General features: G+C 67.3%; 21 protein-coding genes and 1 tRNA gene. 13 read left to right on the top strand and 9 right to left on the bottom strand.

What is annotated here, in order from left to right; genetic code table 11:
* The coding region (locus AC1DHD_RS04870; protein WP_476878622.1) for a tyrosine-type recombinase/integrase at positions 1-692 on the top strand (692 nt) is incomplete at its 5' end.
* A gap of 85 nt (positions 693-777) precedes the next feature.
* On the opposite strand, the gene AC1DHD_RS04875 is transcribed toward AC1DHD_RS04870, so the two are convergent.
* The 4 genes from AC1DHD_RS04875 to tmk form a co-directional block, all read right to left on the bottom strand.
* Positions 778-850, bottom strand: a tRNA-Thr gene (locus AC1DHD_RS04875).
* 103 nt (positions 851-953) lie between these two features.
* Positions 954-2,528, bottom strand: coding sequence for an alpha/beta hydrolase (locus AC1DHD_RS04880; protein WP_476878623.1), 1,575 nt, complete (start codon positions 2,526-2,528; stop codon positions 954-956).
* 47 nt (positions 2,529-2,575) lie between these two features.
* Positions 2,576-3,718 carry a DNA polymerase III subunit delta' gene (locus tag AC1DHD_RS04885; RefSeq protein WP_476878624.1) on the bottom strand — a complete coding sequence of 381 codons (1,143 nt, stop codon included), beginning with the start codon at positions 3,716-3,718 and terminating at the stop codon, positions 2,576-2,578.
* On the bottom strand, positions 3,715-4,383 hold the full coding sequence (gene tmk / locus AC1DHD_RS04890) for a dTMP kinase (protein WP_476878625.1): 669 nt from the start codon (positions 4,381-4,383) through the stop codon (positions 3,715-3,717). The genes AC1DHD_RS04885 and tmk overlap by 4 nt, the downstream gene beginning before the upstream one ends.
* 91 nt (positions 4,384-4,474) lie before the next feature.
* On the opposite strand from tmk, the gene AC1DHD_RS04895 reads away from it, so the two are divergent.
* Positions 4,475-5,659 (top strand): trans-sulfuration enzyme family protein, encoded by a 1,185-nt coding sequence (locus AC1DHD_RS04895; RefSeq protein WP_476878626.1) that lies wholly within the window; start codon positions 4,475-4,477, stop codon positions 5,657-5,659.
* A gap of 9 nt (positions 5,660-5,668) precedes the next feature.
* The gene (locus AC1DHD_RS04900; RefSeq protein WP_476878627.1) at positions 5,669-6,022 is read left to right on the top strand and encodes a DUF2516 family protein; all 354 of its coding nucleotides are present in this window, start codon (positions 5,669-5,671) and stop codon (positions 6,020-6,022) included.
* Here the strand turns inward: AC1DHD_RS04900 and AC1DHD_RS04905 are convergent.
* A complete protein-coding gene (locus AC1DHD_RS04905) occupies positions 6,007-6,879 on the bottom strand; it encodes a class I SAM-dependent methyltransferase (protein WP_476878628.1) in 873 nt (290 codons plus the stop codon). The genes AC1DHD_RS04900 and AC1DHD_RS04905 overlap by 16 nt on opposite strands.
* 84 nt (positions 6,880-6,963) lie before the next feature.
* On the opposite strand from AC1DHD_RS04905, the gene AC1DHD_RS04910 reads away from it, so the two are divergent.
* Positions 6,964-7,710 (top strand): phosphoglyceromutase, encoded by a 747-nt coding sequence (locus tag AC1DHD_RS04910; protein WP_476878629.1) that lies wholly within the window; start codon positions 6,964-6,966, stop codon positions 7,708-7,710.
* Between the two features lie 94 nt (positions 7,711-7,804).
* Here the strand turns inward: AC1DHD_RS04910 and phoU are convergent, their stop codons facing one another.
* Complete coding sequence (phoU, locus tag AC1DHD_RS04915) at positions 7,805-8,467, bottom strand: phosphate signaling complex protein PhoU (protein WP_476878630.1); 663 nt, start codon at positions 8,465-8,467, stop codon at positions 7,805-7,807.
* A gap of 207 nt (positions 8,468-8,674) precedes the next feature.
* Here phoU and AC1DHD_RS04920 point away from each other — a divergent pair, with 207 nt between their 5' ends.
* Together AC1DHD_RS04920 and AC1DHD_RS04925 are read left to right on the top strand one after the other, a co-directional pair.
* Positions 8,675-9,889 carry a sensor histidine kinase gene (locus AC1DHD_RS04920; RefSeq protein ID WP_476878641.1) on the top strand — a complete coding sequence of 405 codons (1,215 nt, stop codon included), beginning with the start codon at positions 8,675-8,677 and terminating at the stop codon, positions 9,887-9,889.
* Complete coding sequence (locus tag AC1DHD_RS04925) at positions 9,886-10,566, top strand: winged helix-turn-helix domain-containing protein (protein WP_476878631.1); 681 nt, start codon at positions 9,886-9,888, stop codon at positions 10,564-10,566. Before AC1DHD_RS04920 ends, AC1DHD_RS04925 begins: the two co-directional genes overlap by 4 nt.
* A 118-nt stretch (positions 10,567-10,684) precedes the next feature.
* Here the strand turns inward: AC1DHD_RS04925 and AC1DHD_RS04930 are convergent, their stop codons facing one another.
* On the bottom strand, positions 10,685-11,275 hold the full coding sequence (locus AC1DHD_RS04930; RefSeq protein WP_476878632.1) for a hypothetical protein: 591 nt from the start codon (positions 11,273-11,275) through the stop codon (positions 10,685-10,687).
* Positions 11,276-11,552: 277 nt separating this feature from the next.
* Between AC1DHD_RS04930 and AC1DHD_RS04935 the strand changes: the two genes are divergently transcribed.
* From AC1DHD_RS04935 to rlmB, 6 genes are all read left to right on the top strand, one after another.
* On the top strand, positions 11,553-12,035 hold the full coding sequence (locus AC1DHD_RS04935; protein ID WP_026266570.1) for a CarD family transcriptional regulator: 483 nt from the start codon (positions 11,553-11,555) through the stop codon (positions 12,033-12,035).
* 103 nt (positions 12,036-12,138) lie between these two features.
* On the top strand, positions 12,139-12,957 hold the full coding sequence (gene ispD, locus AC1DHD_RS04940) for a 2-C-methyl-D-erythritol 4-phosphate cytidylyltransferase (RefSeq protein ID WP_476878633.1): 819 nt from the start codon (positions 12,139-12,141) through the stop codon (positions 12,955-12,957).
* The gene (gene ispF / locus AC1DHD_RS04945) at positions 12,958-13,482 is read left to right on the top strand and encodes a 2-C-methyl-D-erythritol 2,4-cyclodiphosphate synthase (RefSeq protein WP_476878634.1); all 525 of its coding nucleotides are present in this window, start codon (positions 12,958-12,960) and stop codon (positions 13,480-13,482) included.
* Positions 13,483-13,533: 51 nt separating this feature from the next.
* Entirely contained in the window at positions 13,534-13,887 is a 354-nt protein-coding gene (locus tag AC1DHD_RS04950; protein ID WP_476878635.1) for a hypothetical protein, read from the top strand.
* Positions 13,888-13,927: 40 nt separating this feature from the next.
* Positions 13,928-15,388 (top strand): cysteine--tRNA ligase, encoded by a 1,461-nt coding sequence (cysS, locus tag AC1DHD_RS04955; RefSeq protein WP_476878636.1) that lies wholly within the window; start codon positions 13,928-13,930, stop codon positions 15,386-15,388.
* Positions 15,389-15,512: 124 nt separating this feature from the next.
* Complete coding sequence (gene rlmB, locus AC1DHD_RS04960; protein ID WP_476878637.1) at positions 15,513-16,505, top strand: 23S rRNA (guanosine(2251)-2'-O)-methyltransferase RlmB; 993 nt, start codon at positions 15,513-15,515, stop codon at positions 16,503-16,505.
* 105 nt (positions 16,506-16,610) lie between these two features.
* Here the strand turns inward: rlmB and AC1DHD_RS04965 are convergent, their stop codons facing one another.
* Complete coding sequence (locus AC1DHD_RS04965) at positions 16,611-17,408, bottom strand: carbon-nitrogen hydrolase family protein (protein ID WP_476878638.1); 798 nt, start codon at positions 17,406-17,408, stop codon at positions 16,611-16,613.
* A 115-nt stretch (positions 17,409-17,523) separates the two neighbouring features.
* Here AC1DHD_RS04965 and AC1DHD_RS04970 point away from each other — a divergent pair, with 115 nt between their 5' ends.
* Entirely contained in the window at positions 17,524-18,114 is a 591-nt protein-coding gene (locus AC1DHD_RS04970) for a GntR family transcriptional regulator (RefSeq protein ID WP_476878639.1), read from the top strand.
* A 9-nt stretch (positions 18,115-18,123) separates the two neighbouring features.
* On the opposite strand, the gene AC1DHD_RS04975 is transcribed toward AC1DHD_RS04970, so the two are convergent.
* The coding region (locus tag AC1DHD_RS04975) for an MFS transporter (RefSeq protein ID WP_476878640.1) at positions 18,124-18,821 on the bottom strand (698 nt) is incomplete at its 5' end.

Genomic DNA, 18,821 nt, shown 5'->3' on the forward strand with positions numbered 1-18,821 from the left:
CCTTGGGCATCATCCTGAAATATGGAGTTGCCGAAAACAGGCTCGCACGAAATGTCTGTGAAGGCGTCAAGCTCCCGCAGATCGTGAGCAGACGACACGGGTACCTGAACCATGAACAGGTGGACGCACTCGCCGCCCACTGTAAGGACTACGGAGACGTAGTCCTTTTTCTTGCCTACACGGGCCTCAGATGGGGAGAGATGGCGGCGCTGAAGGTCAAGAGCCTGAACATGCTCAAACGAAGGATCGATGTTTCCGAAGCGGTCGCCGACGTGCGGGGCCACATTGTCTGGGGAACGCCGAAAAACAAGGAAGCGAGGAGCGTTCCGTTTCCTGCGTTCTTGGCCGAATCACTTGCTCGGAGATGCGAAGGCAAGGGAAGAGATGACCTGGTGTTCACTGCCCCCGATGGGGGAGTGATGCGCGGGAACAACTTCCGGAAGCGGAAGTTCAATGCCGCGGTCGAGGCTTTACAGTCGGAAGATCCTGCCGCGCCAGTCATCACCCCGCACGATCTCAGGCACACCGCCGCGTCCCTCGCCATATCCGCCGGGGCAAACGTAAAGGCCGTTCAACGGATGCTCGGTCATCGAGACGCGGCGATGACTCTGAACACGTACGCGGACCTGTTCGAAGATGATCTGGACAAAGTCGCCGACGCACTCGACGTCGCTCGGCGAAAATTTATGTGATCACGATGTGCTCACGCGCTCGCAGGTGGGTAAAACAAAAACCCCGTGTCATCGTTTTTTACGCGATAACACGGGGTTCTTCTCGAGCTTCCTATCAGAATCGAACTGATGACCTTCTCATTACGAGTGAGACGCTCTACCGACTGAGCTAAGGAAGCAACCGCGTGAACGCCCGGCGAACCGGGCGGATCATGCAAGAGACAACTGTAATGGAGTCTTTGCGCCCGGGTCAAAATGAGCCGGGCGGTGGCCTCCGGCGCGTCAGCAGACCGTGTTATCAGCCGGCGTTTTGCCGTCCACGAGGTACCCGTCCACGGCCTTTTCGATGCAGCTGTTGGAGCGGCCGTAGGCGGTGTGCCCCTCGCCCTTCCACGTCAGCAGCGAGGCGGTGCCCAGCTGCTTGCGCAGGGAGCTGGCCCACTCCACCGGTGTGGCGGGGTCGCCGGTGGTGCCGACCACCACGATGTCGGTGGAGCCGGTGTACTTGACCGGCGCGGGGGTGCGGACGTTCTTGTAGGGCCAGTCCTTGCAGCTCGTGCCGCCGTAGGCGAAGTAGTAGCCCAGGGTCGGGGAGAGCTGCCGGAGCTGCTTCTCGTCCGCCCGCATCGCTGCCGTGTCGGAGGTCATCGGGTAGTCCAGGCAGTTGATGGCGTTGAACGCGAACGTCGAGTTGGCCGAGTACGTGCCGTTGGGCTCACGGTCGGCACCGAAGTCGGCCAGGCGCAGCATCGGGGAGACGTCCCCCTTCATCGCGCTATCCAGGGCCTGGGTGAGAATGGGCCAGTTGTCGTCGTTGTAGAACGGCAGGATGAAGCCGCTGACGAACATGGAGGCGTTGACCACACGCCCGTCCTTGGCGGTCTGCGGGTTCGCTTCGATCGCGGCGATGAGTTCCTGGATCTGCCGGATGGCCTCGTCCGGGGTACCGCTGAGCGGGCAGCCGCTCTCCTGCAGGCACCGGGTCACGTAGGCATGGATGGCCTTTTCGAAGGCTTTTGCCTGGCCCGCCGTGAGCTCTTCGTTGCTCAGCGACGGGTCCAGTGCGCCGTCGAGCACCATGCGGCCCACGTTGTCCGGGAAGAGCGAGGCATAGGTGGAACCCAGGAACGTCCCGTAGGAGTAGCCGAGGTAGTTCAGCTTGGCGTCGTTGAGCACACCCCGCAGGATGTCGAGGTCCTTTGCGGCGCTGACGGTGTCGATGTGGCCCAGGACGGGGCCGGTCTTCTCGGCACATTTGGCGGCGATCGCCTTGTTGTCGGCGAGGGCCTCGGCCAGCCCGGCGTCGGTGTCCAGCTTGTAGATCTTGGCGCGGTTCGCGTCGCGTTCCTTGTCCGTGAGGCACGTGACCGGAGCGGAGCGCTTCACGCCGCGCGGATCGAAGCCGACGACGTCGTAGTTGGAGCGTACCTTCTCGGAAATGTTCGTGGACCCGGCATCCTTGACGAAGTCGTAGCCGGAGCCGCCGGGGCCGCCGGGGTTGACCAGCAGGCTGCCCTTCTTGTTGCCGCCCTTCGAGACCAGCTTGATCGCGGCGAGCTCAATCGAGTCGCCGTCGGGCTTGCTGTAATCCACGGGAACCTTGACCTTGGCGCACTGGAAGTCACCTTCGCAGGCGGACCACTTGAGCTGCTGCGAGTAGAAACTGCGCAGCTCGGCCGGGGCGGAAGCGGCAATCGACGGATCGGGCGTAGACGAAGCGCTGTTCGAGCCGCCCCCGAACAGGGTGCATGAGGAGAGCACCAGGGCCAGCACCAAGCCCAGCGCCAGGGCGCTGGCCTTCCGCACGCCGAACCCCCGGCTTCGGTTACCTGCCGGCGATGGTGGAACTGACGTCATGCGGTTCTCCTTGGAACGTGGAACTGTGCGGATCGAGGCTGATCGGGTCAAATCAGGCTGGCGGCCATGGACTCGATGGCCAGCAGCGGAGCCACGTTGGTGGTGGTGATCCGCTGGCGGGCCTTGTTGATGGCATCCATTCGGGCAAGGGTAACTTCCGCCGTCGAGCGTCCGGCGAACTCCTGCAGCTCCTCGCGGAGTTCAAGGTTGACCAGTTCCACGGCATTGCCCATCTGGATGATCAGCACATCCCGATAAAAGGACAACAGGTCGGTCAGGGTACGGTCAAGCGAATCTGTGATGGACCGTTTGGCGCGGCGCTTCTGGTCATCCTCAAGCTGCTTCACCTGGCCACGCATCGCCGGCGGAAGCGGCCCGCTTTCGGGTGCCCCCAAGGTGGCGAGCAGCGCCGTCTTTTCGGCGGCGTCGCGCTCATCATTGGAGCTGTTGGCTTCCTCGGTGGCGATCTTGACCAGTTTGTCCGCCATCATCACGGCCGCTGTGATGCCGCGCAGGTGCAGGGGGAACCGCACGGTCTCCAGCCGCCGGTCCCGTGCCTCGGGGTCACGGGCCAGCCGGCGGGCGATCCCCACGTGGCTTTGCGCGGCGCGGGCCGCGCGTTCGGCAACTTCGGGTTCGACGCCGTCGCGCTTGACCAGCAGGGCCGCGACGTCCGCCGCGGGTGGCAGGCGCAGCGCCACGGGGCGGCAGCGCGAGCGGATGGTGACGAGCACGTCGGCCGGGGAGGGGGCACACAGCATCCAGATGGTGCGCGGCGTGGGCTCCTCGATGGCTTTCAGCAGCACGTTGGTGGTCCGCTCGGCCATCCGGTCCGCGTCCTCCACGACGATGATCCGCCAGCGGGCCGAGGAGGGCCGGTTGCCGGCGCTGGAGACGAGCTCGCGGGCCTCGTCGATGGTGATGGTGACCTTCTCGGTCCGCACGAAAGTCACATCGGAGTGCGTCTCGCCGAGGATGGTCTGGCAGGCAGGGCATTCCCCGCAGCCGCGCCTCGCCACGTCCTCTTGGTCGCAGTTCAGTGCCGCGGCAAAGGCCTTAGCGGCGTTGGACCGGCCGGATCCCGGGGGGCCGGTGAACAGCCAGGCGTGCGTGAGCCCGTCGCCCTCGGCGGCCTGGCGCAGCTGGGTGACGACGGCGGGCTGGCCCTGGAGGTCGTCCCAGACGCTCATGCCGAGCTGCCCTGGCGCAGCGTGAGCAGCGCCTCGACCCGTGCGAGGATCTGCCCGGCCAGCTCCGCCACGGGTTGTTGCGCGGCCAGGACCAGATATTGTTCCGGCCGGGCCGCTGCCAAAGCCAGGAACGTGTCCCGGATCCGGGCGTGGAACTCGTCCGCCTCGGATTCCAGCCGGTCCTCCGCGGCGTCCCCTGCCGTCCGGCGCCGCCGGCCGTCGGCGGGATCGACGTCGAGCAGCACGGTGAGGTCCGGCTGCAGGCCGGAGGTGGCCCACGCGTTGATATCCCGGACAGCCTCCGTGCCCAGGTTCCGGCCGGCGCCCTGGTAGGCGACCGACGAGTCGATGTACCGGTCAGTGAGGACGACGTCGCCGCGCTCCAGCGCGGGCCGGATCACCTGGCTGGCGTGGGCCGCGCGTGAGGCGGCGAAGATCAGGGCCTCGGTGTGGGCATCGATGTGGCCATGGCCGTGGTCAAGCACCAGGGACCGGAGTTTCTCGCCGATCGGGGTGCCCCCGGGTTCCCGGGTCCGCAGCACCGTCAGTCCGCGTGACTCCAGCGCCGCGGCGAGCTCGGCTGCCTGCGTGGACTTGCCGGCGCCGTCGCCGCCCTCGAAGGCAATGAACAGGCCAGGGAACGGGCCGGGAGTCTGGGTAGTCACCGCTCTAGCCTACCGATAATCACCGACACTTTAGGGTGGCCGGCGCGTAATGCCTTACGGGGCCGGGGCGGCCGCGTCGTACCCTGTGACCATGAGTCTCTCCCATGAACAGGCAGCCTCGCTTTCCGCCGAAACCGTGGTGGTGGCCGCGGGCCGACCGGCGCGTGAACGCGACGCCCCGGTCAACCCGCCGCTCGTGCTGTCCTCGACGTATTTCGGCACCGGACCGCTGGGTCCCGGAGACCGCGGCTACGGCCGGTATTCCAACCCCACCTGGGACCCGTTCGAGCAGGCGCTGGCGCAGCTGGAAGGCGCGGAGCTTCCGGGCCTGCTGTACGCCTCGGGTCTCGCCGCCGTGAGTTCCGCGCTGTCCCTGGTCCCGGCGCAGGGTGTACTGGTCATGCCGTCGCACAGCTACGCGGGGTCCCTCGTGATGGCCACCGAGCTGGCCCAGAAGGGCGCGCTGGAATTGCGGACCGTGGACATCGCGGACACCGACGCCGTGCTGGCGCAGCTGGCGCCCGCCGACGGCAAGCCGGCCAGCATGCTCTGGCTCGAAAGCCCCACCAACCCGATGCTCGGCGTCGCGGACATCCGTGCGCTCACCGCCGCCGCCCACGCGRCCGGCGCCCTCGTCGTCACCGACAACACGTTCTCCACGCCCCTGGTGCAGCAGCCGCTCAGCCTCGGCTCCGACGTCGTCCTGCACTCGGTCACGAAATACCTGTCCGGCCACTCCGACGTCGTGCTGGGCGCCCTGGTGACGTCCGACGCCGAGCTGCACGCGCAGCTGCTGCACCACCGCACCATCCACGGCGGCATCGCCGGGCCCTTCGAAGCGTGGCTCGCCCTGCGCGGGCTGCGCACGCTGGCACTGCGGATTGAGCGCTCGCAGGCCTCGGCCGCGGTCATCGCCGAACGGCTCAGCGGCGACCCCCGCGTCAGCAGCGTCCGGTACCCGGGGCTCCCCGCGGACCCCGGACACGAGCGGGCCAAGTCCCAGATGAAGGGCTTCGGCTCGGTACTGTGCATCGAGATGGCGCCGGCGGCCGGCCTCAGCGGGGCCGACGCCGCCGACCGGATGATCCGCGCCCTGCAGCTGTGGCTGCCGGCCACGTCCCTGGGCGGAGTGGAATCCCTGATTGAACGCCGCCGCCGGCACACCGCGGAACCGGAAAGCGTGCCGGCGAACCTGGTCCGGCTGAGCGTCGGCATTGAGAACGTCGAGGACCTGTGGGCCGATTTGCAGCAGGCTTTGGCCACACTGGACGGCTAGGCTGGGGGCATGGACGGAAGAGTGCTGATTGACATTGCCGAAAGAGGAATCTATTTCCTCCTCGCCCTCGTGGCCCTTGGCCTCGAGGTGTGGGCGTTCTTCGACTGCCTCCGGCACAAAGCCAACGCGTTCGAAGCGGTGTCCAAACGGACCAAAACGTTCTGGCTGGCACTGACCGGCGGTGCACTGGCCATCGGGCTGCTGTCCATTGTGGGCGGTGGCGGAGGGTTCTTCGGCCCGCTGGGGCTCTTCGGCCTCGCCGCAGTGACGGCCGCTGCCGTGTACCTCGCAGAYGTCCGTCCCGCCGTGAAGGACGCCGGCCGCGGCGGCAGCAGGAACATGGGCCCTTACGGCCCCTGGTGACCGGCGGGGGCCACGGCCTCCCAGTCCACAGTGAGTTCGCCCAGCCGCCAGCGCGACGGGCCGTCCTGCACGGGCCAACCGCCCTCGCGCAGGGCCCGGCACATGGCCGTCCAGCGCTGCCGGTTTCCGAAGGAGGCCAGCGGCGCTGCGTCGAGCCACGCCTTGTCGAGTGCCTGCAGGTAAGTGTGGATCCGTTCGCCCGGCACGTTCCGGTGGATCAGGGCCTTGGGCAGCCGTTCGGCGATCTCCGAGGGAAGCTCAAAGCCGCCAAAACGCATGGACAGACCCAGGCTGAGGGGACGGTCGGCGTCGAGCGCCACCCAGGTGACCCGGCGGCCGATCTCGTCGCACGTCCCGTCGATGAACAGCCCGCCCGGAGCCAGCCGGTCCTGCACCAGCCGCCAGATGGCCGCCACATCCGCTTCCTCGTATTGCCGCAGCACATTAAAGGCCCGGACCAGCACCGGCCGGCCCGGCACCGGAAGCTCGAAGCCGCCCCGTGTGAAGCTGAGCCCGGGACGTTCCAGCGCCTTGGCCTGCCGGACCCGCTCCGGCTCGATCTCGATCCCCACCATGTGCACATCGGCCCTGACGGCGGACAGGCGTTCAAAGAGTTCGACGGCGGTGGCCGGGGAGGCGCCATAGCCGAGGTCGACCACCAGCGGGTCCGTGGCGTTGCGGAGACGCCAGGCCTGGGGGCCGGTCAGCCACCGGTCCACGCGCCGCATCCGGTTGGGGTTGGTGGTCCCGCGGGTCACGTTGCCCACCGGCCGGCCGGCACGGGAGGCTCCCGCGGCTCCGTCCCGGGCCGCGCCCTGGTTCCGGGGCGACGCCACCCGCTCAGCCTTCTGCACCACACGCCAACCCTATCGCCGTTGCGGTGAGGCGGGCGGCGTGTAACGCTCGGCACGGTCCGGGAGCGCTCGGCTAGGATAAAAAGCATGACTTACAAGCTGATTCTGCTGCGCCACGGCCACAGCGAATGGAACGCCAAGAACCTGTTCACCGGCTGGGTGGACGTTGACCTGAACGACCAGGGCCGGGCCGAGGCAGTACGCGGCGGCGAGCTTCTGGTGGAGAGCAACATCCTCCCTGACATCCTCTACACCTCCCGCCTGAAGCGGGCCATCAACACCGCGAACCTGGCACTGGAAAAGGCCGACCGCGGCTGGATCGACGTCAAGCGGGACTGGCGCCTCAACGAACGCCACTACGGCGCGCTGCAGGGCAAGGACAAGGCCCAAACGCTGGCCGAGTACGGCGAGGAACAGTTCATGACCTGGCGCCGGTCCTACGACACCCCGCCGCCGCCCCTTGCCGACGACTCGGAGTTCTCGCAGGTGGGGGATCCGCGCTACCAGGACCTCGGCGACGCCATGCCCCGCACCGAATGCCTCAAGGATGTCCTGGTCCGGCTGCTGCCGTACTGGGAGTCGGACATCAAGGAAGACCTCAAGGCCGGCAAGACCGTGCTGGTCACCGCCCACGGCAACTCGCTGCGCGCGCTCGTCAAGCACCTGGACGGCATCAGCGATGAGGACATCGCTGGCCTGAACATCCCCACCGGCATCCCGCTCGTCTACGAACTGGACGAGGACTTCAAACCGCTGAACCCGGGCGGCACCTACCTGGACCCCGAGGCCGCCGCGGAATCCATCAAGGCAGTGGCCAACCAGGGCAAGAAGTAGCCCTCCTTCCCACCCGGGATACAACGACGGCGGCCGGTCACCCCCAAGGTGACCGGCCGCCGTCGTATGGGCTGCTGCCGGGACGGACCAGCCGTCAGCTGTGCTCGATGCTGTTAGGCTGCCAGGCGCCGGTGACCAGGTAGGTGACCTTCTGCGCGACGGAGACGCCATGGTCCGCGAAGCGCTCAAAGTAACGGCTGGCCAGGGCCACGTCCACGGTGGTGGCTGCGGGTTCGGCCCAGTCACTGCGTGCGATGGCCTTGAAGACGCTCAGGTGCAGGTCGTTGACGGCGGTGTTGGCCTTCAGGATGTCGCGTGCCACTTCGAGGTCGCGGGTTTCCAGGAGGACGGTGAGCTTCTCCGCGATTTCGAGGTCGTACTTGGCGAAGCTCTTGAAGGTCTCCTGCAGCGGCTGCGGGATGACCACGGCCGGGTAGCGCAGCCGGGCGAGCTGGGCGATGTGCCGGGCGAGGTCGCCCATCCGCTCAAGGGAAGCGCTCATCCGCAGCGAGCCCACGATCATCCGCAGGTCGCTGGCCACCGGACCCTGAAGGGCGAGGATGTCGATGGCACGTTCATCGAGGCTGTTCTGCAGGAAATCGATCCGGGCATCCGCCGCGATGACATCCTCGGCGAGGTCGATGTCCGCCCCCTCAAAGGCGGTGGTGGCCTTCTCGAAGGCACCGCTGACCAGCTTCGAAATCTCGATCAGCTGCTCACCGACCTGGACGAGCTCTTCCTGAAAAACCTTACGCACAGGTGCGTCCTTTCCTCGGAAACGTCGCCGGGCACCACTGTGACCGGCCCGTTTCGTTTCACCGTAGCGGCGTTCAACCTCTCACCCTTCCAGTCTCCGGTGAACTGTTACGCCTCAATAGGTGAACGTTAGCTGAACCAGCACCGCAATCGCACCAGATTTCAATTTCGGCCGGGCCGCTGCGCATAAGCTAAAGCCGTGGATCCAATGCTTATCGGTGTGATCGCAGGCCTCATCGGCCTGGCGCTTGGCATTTTTGGCGTGCTGGCCTTCAGGATCAGCGAACAGCAGCGCAAGATCAGCGACGTCGAAACCGGCGATCCGTCACTTCCCGACGGCGCCGCCGAGGTGCTGGCCGTCGTCGGGCGTGCCTTCGTGGTGGTGGACGCCATCGACGGCGTGGTGCGCGCCAGCCCGGGCGCCTACGCTTATGGGCTGGTCCGGGGACATACGGTGGTGCACCGGCAGCTGCTGGAAATGACGGCGAAGGTCCGCCGCGACGGCGTCATCCTGGAGAAGCAGCTCGAGCTGCCCCGCGGCCCGCTCGGCCAGGGAACCATCGTCGTCCAGGTCCGCGCCGCCATGCTTGGTGAGGAATATATCCTGCTGCTCGCGGACGACCGCACGGAGATCACCCGTACCGAAGAGATCCGCAACGACTTCGTCGCCAACGTTTCGCACGAACTCAAGACCCCGGTGGGCGCGATCTCGCTGCTGGCCGAGGCGCTGGAAGCTTCGCCCGACGACGAGGAAGCCGTACGCCGGTTCGCCAAGCGGATGCACAAGGAATCCACCCGGCTTGCCGCGCTGGTGCAGGACATCATCGAACTCTCCCGCCTGCAGGGGGCCAACGTGGCCCAGCAGGCCCACCCGGTGGACATCAACACGGTGGTGGCCGAAGCCGTGGACCGGTCCCAGCTGCCGGCCGAAAGCAAGAACATCGACATTGTGGTGGGCGGCCGGGCCGACGCCATGGTCTACGGTGACCAGGACCTGCTGGTCACGGCGCTGCGCAACCTGATCGACAACGCCATCCGGTACTCGCCCGAGAACACCCGCGTGGGTGTGGGGGTGCGGGCCCGCGACGGCCTGGTGGCGGTCTCCGTCACGGACCAGGGGGAGGGGCTCAGCCCGGAAGACCAGGAGCGCGTGTTTGAGCGTTTCTACCGGGTGGACTCGGCCCGCTCCCGCCACACCGGCGGCACGGGCCTGGGCCTGAGCATCGTCAAGCACGTCATGGCCAACCACGGCGGCGAAGTCACCCTCTGGTCCCAGCCCGGGCAGGGCTCCACCTTCACCATCCGCCTGCCGGAAATGGAAGGCCAGGACGAGCCGGCGCAGGATCCCCGCAAGGCCCCCCACACTGCACGACACGATCGACGCGACGCCGTCGGCGTCCATGAACAAGGAGCTAGCGCTTGAGCCGGATTCTTATTGTCGAGGACGAGGAGTCGTTCAGCGACCCCCTGTCCTACCTGCTGGGCAAGGAAGGATTCGAGGTGGAGGTCGTGGACAACGGCCTGGACGCCATCACCGAATTCGACCGCAACGGCGCCGACCTGGTCCTGCTGGACCTCCAGCTGCCCGGGCAGTCCGGAACTGAGGTGTGCCGCCAGCTGCGCCAGCGCTCCTCCGTCCCGGTCATTATGCTGACCGCCAAGGACGCGGAGATCGACAAGGTGGTGGGCCTGGAACTGGGCGCCGACGACTACGTCACCAAGCCCTACTCCTCCCGTGAGCTCGTCGCCCGGGTCCGGGCCGTCCTGCGCCGCCACGGCGAGCCCGAGGAACTGGTCTCCAGCACCGTCCAGGCCGGTCCCGTGCGGATGGACATCGAACGGCACGTTGTCAGCGTCCAGGGCGAGCAGGTCTCCCTGCCGCTCAAGGAGTTCGAGCTGCTTGAGATGCTGCTGCGGAACTCCGGCCGGGTCCTGACCCGCGGGCAGCTCATTGACCGGGTGTGGGGCTCCGACTACGTCGGCGACACCAAAACCCTGGACGTGCACGTCAAGCGGCTGCGCAGCAAGATCGAGCCGGACCCCTCGGCGCCCCGGTACCTGATCACGGTCCGGGGCCTGGGCTACAAGTTCGAGCCGTAGCCGGATCCCGCACAAGCCGGCACACACAAAAGGAGGGGCACCGTGGGGTGCCCCTCCTTTCGTGTGTGGCTGGACTGCCGTTGCCGGGGACTGCCCGGCGTCGGGCTGAAGCGTCGGGCTACGGCGTCGGCGTGGCCGAGGGGGTCTCCGACGTCCCCGGGGTGGCGGATTCGGAGGGGGTGGCCGTGCCGGACGGGGTCGCGGAGCCGGTGGGCTCGGCGGTGGGGAGGTACTTCTTGTAGTCCGTGATGGTGGCGTCCAGGACCGGCATCTTGAACTTGGCGGTCTTGCTGGTGCCGTCCTCGCTGATGGTGACCTCCACGAGCGAACCCGGCTTGCCGCCGGAGGTGCTCAGGATCGCCGGGTCGGCGGACTCGTTCAGCAGGACGTAGGAGTTCTTTTTGACCGGGACCTGGGTCTCGGATCCGCTGGCGCCGTCGATGGTGAGCTTCACATCGCGGGAGGAGGTGTTGTAGACCGCGCCGAGCACGCGGCCGGGCTTGTTCTCACCGTCTGCGATGACCATCATGTTGCGGAGCTGGAGCGGGCCCAGGTCCGTCCGCGTTCCATCGGAGGCAGAGTACTGCTCAGTGGTCTGCTGGGGGTTGATATAGCCGCAGCCGGTCACCGACAGCACGCTGATGCCAAGTGCAGCCGTTGCCATTGCCAGCTTGCCGCGCCGGCCCCGGGTCATCGCAGTGAAACGCACGTCACGCACTCCTTGAGAGTCTTGAAACATTATTCAGGCATAGCCTATCCGCTAGTGCCCTCAAACGCGGATTCGGGACCGCGGATGAGACGCCGGGCAGCGAAGCCGGAGGGCCTTGGCACGGGGTGGCCAATGCACTATTATCCGCATCCGTCAAGGGCTTTAAGCGGCCGATTCACGCCATTTTCCGCGGATTTACGCGGTTTCCGAGGCCGATCCATGGCAGTCGTATGCCTTAATCGTGATAAACTGGTCTGCGGGAAAGGGGAATGTCCACATGGTTTTTGAGGTCGGCGAGACAGTAGTTTACCCTCACCACGGTGCAGCAAAAATTGAAGAAATCAAGATGCGCACTGTCAAGGGCGAAGAGAAGATGTATCTCAAGCTCAAGGTGGCTCAGGGTGATCTGACCATTGAAGTTCCAGCAGAAAACGTTGACCTTGTTGGGGTCCGGGACGTAGTGGGCAAGGAAGGCCTGGAGCACGTATTCGACGTGCTGCGGGCCGAGTTCACTGAAGAGCCCACCAACTGGTCGCGTCGTTACAAGGCAAACCTGGAGAAGCTTGCTTCCGGTGACGTCATCAAGGTGGCAGAGGTCGTCCGCGATCTGTGGCGCCGGGACCACGACCGGGGTCTCTCCGCAGGAGAGAAGCGCATGCTGGCCAAGGCCCGCCAGATTCTGATTTCAGAACTGGCACTGGCCGAGAAGACTGATGAAGAGAAGGCCGCAAGCGTTCTCGACGAAGTCCTGGCTTCCTAACTAAGAATCGAACCCCGGTGGCGTAACGGCCGCCGGGGCTTCTTTTTGCCCTAAATCGCCCCGGACGGGCCCCGGCCCGGCGCCGGGACGTAGTGTTGTCCGCATGAACACTGCATCGACAGCCCAAACGACGGCGGTCGTCGTCGTCGCCGCCGGATCCGGCCAGCGCCTGGGCTACGGCATGCCCAAGGCGAAGGTGCCGCTGGGCGGCGACAGCATCCTGATGCACGCCCTGCGGGGCGTCGCGGCGGCAGGCGTTGCCCGGCAGATTTGTGTGGCCCTCCCGCCGGGAGACCCGGAGCTCCGGGCCCAGTGCGAGGCATTTGCCGCCGAACTGCAGGCCGAGCACCGCCGCACCACCGCATCCGGGACCGCCGTGCAGGTCCCGGACGTGACCATCGTCGACGGCGGCGCAAGCCGTGCCGATTCCGTCCGCGCCGCACTTTCGGCGCTCACCCCGGGCATCCGCTCCGTCCTGGTCCATGACGCCGCCCGCGCCCTCGCCCCCGAAGCCGTGTTCCACCGGGTTGCCGCGGCGCTCACCGCCGGCGCCGTCGCCGTCATCCCCGTGATCCCCGTCGTCGACACCATCAAGACAGTGGATCCGGCCCTCGGCGCCGACGCGGACATCGCCCCCGAAGTGGTCACCGGCACCGCGCCGCGGGAGATGCTGCGCGCCGTGCAGACCCCCCAGGGCTTCGACCTTGCCACCCTGCAGCGCGCGCACGTGGCTGCAGCCGAATTCGACGGTGCCCGGGAGGCGGCCGTCACGGACGACGCCATGCTCGTAGAGATGCTCGGTGTCCCCGTCCATGCCGTGCGCGGCGCCAGCCAATCCCTGAAGATCACCACGCCGCTGGACCTGATCCTCGCCGAGGGCCTCCTGGAGGGCCCGCTCGGCGCGCGCTGGGTGGAGGGCTAGATGGGCGGGAACCAGCTGTCCGGGCCGCCTATCCCGCGGACCGGAATTGGCATCGACGTCCATGCCTATGCCCCGGCTGACGCACCCCAGCCGCTGTGGCTCGGCGGCCTGTTCTGGGACGGGGAGCGCGGGCTCGCCGGCCACTCCGACGGGGACCCGGTGGCGCATGCCGCGGCCGACGCCCTGTTTTCCGCCAGCGGTATGGGCGATCTCGGCACCCACTTCGGCACGGACCGCCCGGAATACGCCGGCGCGTCCGGGGTCACGCTGCTGGCCGCGGCCGCCAGGATCGTCCGTGCCGGCGGCTTCGAGATCGGCAACATCGCCGTGCAGTTCGTAGCCAACCGGCCCAAATTCGGGCCCCGCCGGGAGGAATCCCAGCGGGTCCTCAGCGAGGCCGCAGGCGCGCCCGTCAGTGTCTCTGCCACCACCAGCGATGGCCTCGGCTTCACCGGCAGGGGAGAGGGCATCGCCGCCACGGCGACGGCCCTGGTCTACCCGGCGGGGGGAGCCGGAACGGCGTAACTGGCCTACGCTTAAGGGACAACCCCCCTCCGGAAACGTCAGGAACCTCCCGTGAAAAAGCTGTTGCCCGTTCTCGCTGTGGCCGCCGGCATGCTGCTGGCCGGGTGCGCCGGTTCCGCGACGCCGTCGGCTCCGACGACGCCGCGCATGAGTGTCCAGGAAAGCTGCAAGTTCCTCACCACCGATACGTTCGCGCCGACGGGGAATGACAAGGAAAGGGCCGGCCAGATCGGCCAGCACTACCAGGAAGTCGCGGACAAGGTGGCTCCGGAAGTCTCGGAACCGATCCAGCAGATGGCCAACATCATGAAACAGGTAGGATCCAGCGCCACCGGCCGACAGACCCCGGAGCAGCTGACCCAGCTCCGGCAGCAGATGGACAAGATCGGCGAGCACTGCAAGTAGGCCGCCCGGCCGGCCGGCGGGCATCGGCTAATCTGGAGCGGTGACCCTGCGCTTTTACGACACCGCTTCCGCTGAAGTCCGCGACTTCGTCCCCCTCGTCCCCGGCAAAGTGAGCCTGTACTACTGCGGCGCCACCGTGCAGGGCATGCCGCACGTCGGCCACATCCGGTCCGCGATCGCGTTCGACCAGCTCACCCGGTGGCTGCAATACCGCGGCTTCCGCGTCACGACCGTCCGCAACGTCACTGACATCGATGACAAGATCCTGGCCAAATCCGCCGACTCGTTCGGCGCGGATTTTGAGGGCGAGCCCGGCACGGTCCGCGAGGAGGAATGGTGGGCGCTGGCCTACCGCTACGAGCAGGAATTCCTCAAGGCCTACGACACCCTGGGTGTCTCCCGCCCCACCTATGAGCCCCGCGCCACCGGCCACATCCCGGAAATGCACGCCCTGATCCAGCAGCTGATCGACCGCGGCCACGCCTACCCCGCCCTTGATGACTCCGGCGACGTGTACTTCGACGTGCGGTCGTGGGCAAAGTACGGTTCGCTGACGCGCCAGCGGCTCGATGACATGCAGGGGGCCCCCGACGCCGACCCCCGCGGAAAGCGCGATCCGCGGGACTTCGCGCTGTGGAAGGGCCACAAGGAAGGCGAACCGGCGACCGCCGGCTGGGCCTCCCCTTGGGGAACCGGCCGGCCCGGCTGGCACCTGGAGTGCTCGGCGATGGTCACCAAGTACCTCGGCACCGAGTTCGACATCCACGGCGGCGGGCTGGACCTGAGGTTCCCGCACCACGAGAACGAGATGGCGCAGTCCCAGGCGGCGGGCCACGGTTTCGCCAACTTCTGGATGCACAACGGCATGGTCACCTATGCCGGCGAGAAGATGTCCAAGTCCATCGGCAACACCGTCAGCCCCGCCGAAATGCTGGAGCTCGCTTCCCCGCGGGTGGTGCGGTACTACCTCGGCCAGGCCCAATACCGGTCGGTGCTGGACTACCAGCCCACCTCCCTGGGCGAGGCCGCTGCCGCCGTCGAACGCATTGACGGTTTTCTCAGCAGGGCCGTCCGGACCATCGCCGGAGCCGACGGCGGGACACCGGCCAGCGGCGACGCCGGCCCCGTTCCGGAGGCCTTCGCGGCCGCCATGGACGATGACCTGAACGTCCCGCAGGCCTTGGCTGTGCTGCACGACACCGTGCGGGCCGGCAACACGGCGCTGACCGCCGGCGAACTCGACGGCGCCCGGCAGGCACTGGCCAGCGTCACGGACATGCTGCGTGTCCTTGGTCTCAACGACACAGCCGCCCCCGCCGCCGACGATCACGCCAACACCGCCCTCAGCGTCCTGATCGAGGCGCAGCTCGCGGCCCGGGCCAAGGCCCGGGCGGACAAGGACTGGGCGGCCTCGGACGCCATCCGGGACACGCTCGGGGCAGCCGGCGTCGTCGTCGAGGACGGTGCGGACGGCGCCAGCTGGAGCCTCAAGCGCGGCTGAACCCCTGCCCCGGCGGCCGGCTGCAGCAGCCCGGCGCCAGGCCGTGCGGTCGAGGATTTAGCTCGAGTCAGTAGACTGGACTTCAGACTTATCAACGAATCGCGTAGTTAAAAGGGTGAAACTCATGGCCAACAACGGTCGCCGCTCGGTCAAAATGAAGAAGGGCCCCACTGTCGGGACCGGCGGTCACGGCCGTAAAGCCCTGGAAGGCAAGGGCCCGACTCCCAAAGCGGAGGACCGCCCCTACCACAAGGCGCACAAGAACAAGCAGCTGGCCGAGCGTTCCGCGGCCAAGCGCGGAACCGGTGCCCGCAGCGCCGGCGGAGGCGCCCGCTCCGGGCCCAAGGGCCGCGCCACCGAAGAAGTGGTCACGGGCCGCAACTCCGTGGTGGAAGCCCTCCGCGCCGGTATCCCCGCCAAGGCCCTGCACGTGGCCATCCGCATTGAGATGGACGACCGCGTCAAGGAATCGCTCAAGCTCGCGGCCGAACGCGGTATCCCGCTGCTCGAAACCGGCAAGCCCGAACTGGACCGGATGACCGACGACGCCATCCACCAGGGCCTGGTGCTGCAGATCCCGCCGTACGAATACCAGGACGCCTACGAGCTGGCCGAGGAAACCATCGAGGGCTGGAAAAAGGGCCACATCGCCAACGCCCCGCTCTTCGTGGCGCTCGACGGTATCACCGACCCCCGCAACCTCGGCGCCATCATCCGCTCCGTCTCGGCGTTCAGCGGCCACGGCGTTATTGTCCCCGAACGCCGCTCGGTCGGCGTCACCGCCTCGGCCTGGAAGACCAGCGCCGGCGCTGCCGTACGTGTGCCGGTCGCCCGCGCCGCGAACCTGAACAGCACGCTCAAGGCCTTCAAGAACATGGGCATCTACGTGCTGGGCCTGGACGGCGACGGCGACGTGTCGCTGCCGGACCTTGCCCTGGCCACCGAGCCGGTCTGCATCGTGGTCGGTTCCGAGGGCAAGGGCCTCAGCCGCCTGGTCCGCGAAAACTGCGACCAGATCGTCTCCATCCCGATCGACTCCGCCATGGAGTCACTCAACGCCTCCATGGCCGTCGGGATCTCCCTTTACGAGATCTCCCGCCAGCGCGCCACGAATTAGAACCACAAACACCGCGGGGCCAGGAAACGCTCGTCGGGAGTCTCTCCCGGGGCGTTGCCTGACCCCGCGTTGCTGTGTGCGGAAGCGGAGGGGCTCCGGCCCGCCCTAGAACTTGTGGCGGTTGGCGAGGACGGGCAGTTTGGTCCGCGCGTCTGCGACGACGGCGGGGTCCAGGTCGGCGAAGAGCAGGCCCGGGGCGCCGTCGAGCTCCTCCAGGACTTCACCGAAGGGGGAGACGACGGCGGAGTGCCCCACCCCGGTGGGTGCGGAACCGGCAGCCTCCACCCCCTGCGTGGCGGGGTCGCCCTGGCCGCATGCCAGCACGAACGTGGTGGAGTCCACGGCGCGTGCCCGGGACAGCAGCTTCCACTGCTCCACCTTGCCCGGCCCGGCACCCCAGGAGGCGCAGACGATGTTGACCAGGGCGCCGCGCTCCGCGTTCTCCGTGAACAGGTCCGGGAACCGCAGGTCGTAGCAGGTGGCCAGCCCGAAGGTCAGGCCGCCGACGTCGAACGTCACCGGCTGGGAACCGGCGTCGACGGTGTCCGACTCGGCAAAGCCGAAGGCGTCATAGAGGTGGATCTTGTCATAGCTGGCGTCCACGCCGGCGCCGGTGGCCAGGAGGGTGTTGCGGACCTTTCGGCCGCCGCTTCCGGGGGTGAACATCCCCGCTACGATGACAATGCCCTCTTCCTCGGCGATGGCACGGACCTGCGAGGCCCACGGGCCGTCAAGCGGTTCGGCGATGTCCAGCAGCGAGTTCCCGAACGCGCGCATGGTCGCCTCCGGGAAAATGACCAGCTGCGCGCCGCCTTCTTTGGCTTGCCGGGCCGAATCCCGGACCAGATCCAGGTTCCGGTCGAGCTCGCGGCCGGTGATGATTTGAGCGAGTGCTATGCGCACGGTTACCTCCAAAATGGTGTATACGTAAAGTATGCAACGGCGAACAGGGGACGCGGCGACAGGCCGGCAGAAAGCCTACGAATACTTACGCGACCAGATACTTGTTGACCCAACAATGCAGGGTCAGTTCGTCAATGAGCAAGAACTGGCCCGGGACATCGGGGTCTCGCGCACTCCGGTGCGGGAGGCGTTGCTGCTGCTGGTGTCGGACGGGTTGATCGAGCTGATCCCCAACCGCGGGGCCCTGATTCCGGTGATTACCGGCCGCCAGATTGCTGAGTTGTTTGAGTTGCGCGGGGTGCTGGAGCGCCATGTTGCCGCGACCACCATCAAGGCCGGGACGGTTCCGCTGGCCGAGATGGCGCAGGCGCTTGAGGAACAGCACAAGGTGATGGCCGGGGCGCCGGGCCCCGGCGAGGAAGGGCGGGACCAGGCGACGGAATTCATCCGCCTGGATCAGCATTTCCACCAGCTCCTCATCGATGCCGGGGCCAACGACCTCATCTCCCAGACCTACAACAGGCTGCGTGCCCGCCAGGTCTTTGTTGGGGTGGAGGCCCTGTTCCGGACCCAGGACCGCCAGAGCCGGGTCTGCGACGAACACGACGTCATCCTGGCCGCGCTCCGGCGAGGTGATGTCGCGGCGGCACAAACCGCCATCGATCACCACCTCGCCGTCACCCTGGACCTGGTCCTGCGCGCCTAAGTCAGGCCGTCAGGCCCCGGCCCGGACCGGCTGCGCTCCGGCCAGGCTCCCGAGGTAGTCCTCGTCCTCGCGGACATTCGAGTTCCGGCCCAGGGCCAGTCCCATCAGCGTCAGGACGCAGGCGAGCGTGACGTAAGCGGCGACCGGCACCCAGCTGTTGAATGCGCTCAGCAGGACAGTGAACATCAGCGGTGCGATGGCGCCGCCGATCACACCGGCAAAGGTGTAGGCCAGCGACGAGCCGGTCGACCGCAGGCGCGGCGAGAACTGCTCCACCACGAACGCCGCCTGCGGGCCATACATAAAGGAGTGCGTCAGCAGGCCCAGAACGATGCCGATCACCAGCACCACCGGGGACTTTCCGGCAAGGAGCACAAAGAACACGTAGGACCAGACCGCGCCGGCGACCGCAGCGCCGCCGTAGACCAGCCTGCGGTTGATCCGGTCCGACAGGGCGCCGGCGAGCGGGATGCAGACGAGCTGGAAGGCGGAGCCGACCATCACAGCCACCAGCACCTGGTTCCGCTGCAGCCCGAGGGCCGTGGTGCCGTAGGTCAGGGTGAAAACGGTGAACATCGCGTAGAGGACGTCCGGACCCACGCGGCTCAGGACGGCGGCCACCAGGGGACGCAGCTCGTGCTTGAACACCTCGGTAATAGGCGCGTTCGGGGCGTCGCCGCGGGCCTCGATGGCGCGGAACACGGGCG

Source organism: Arthrobacter sp. 05L45_2 (genome assembly GCF_056397525.1).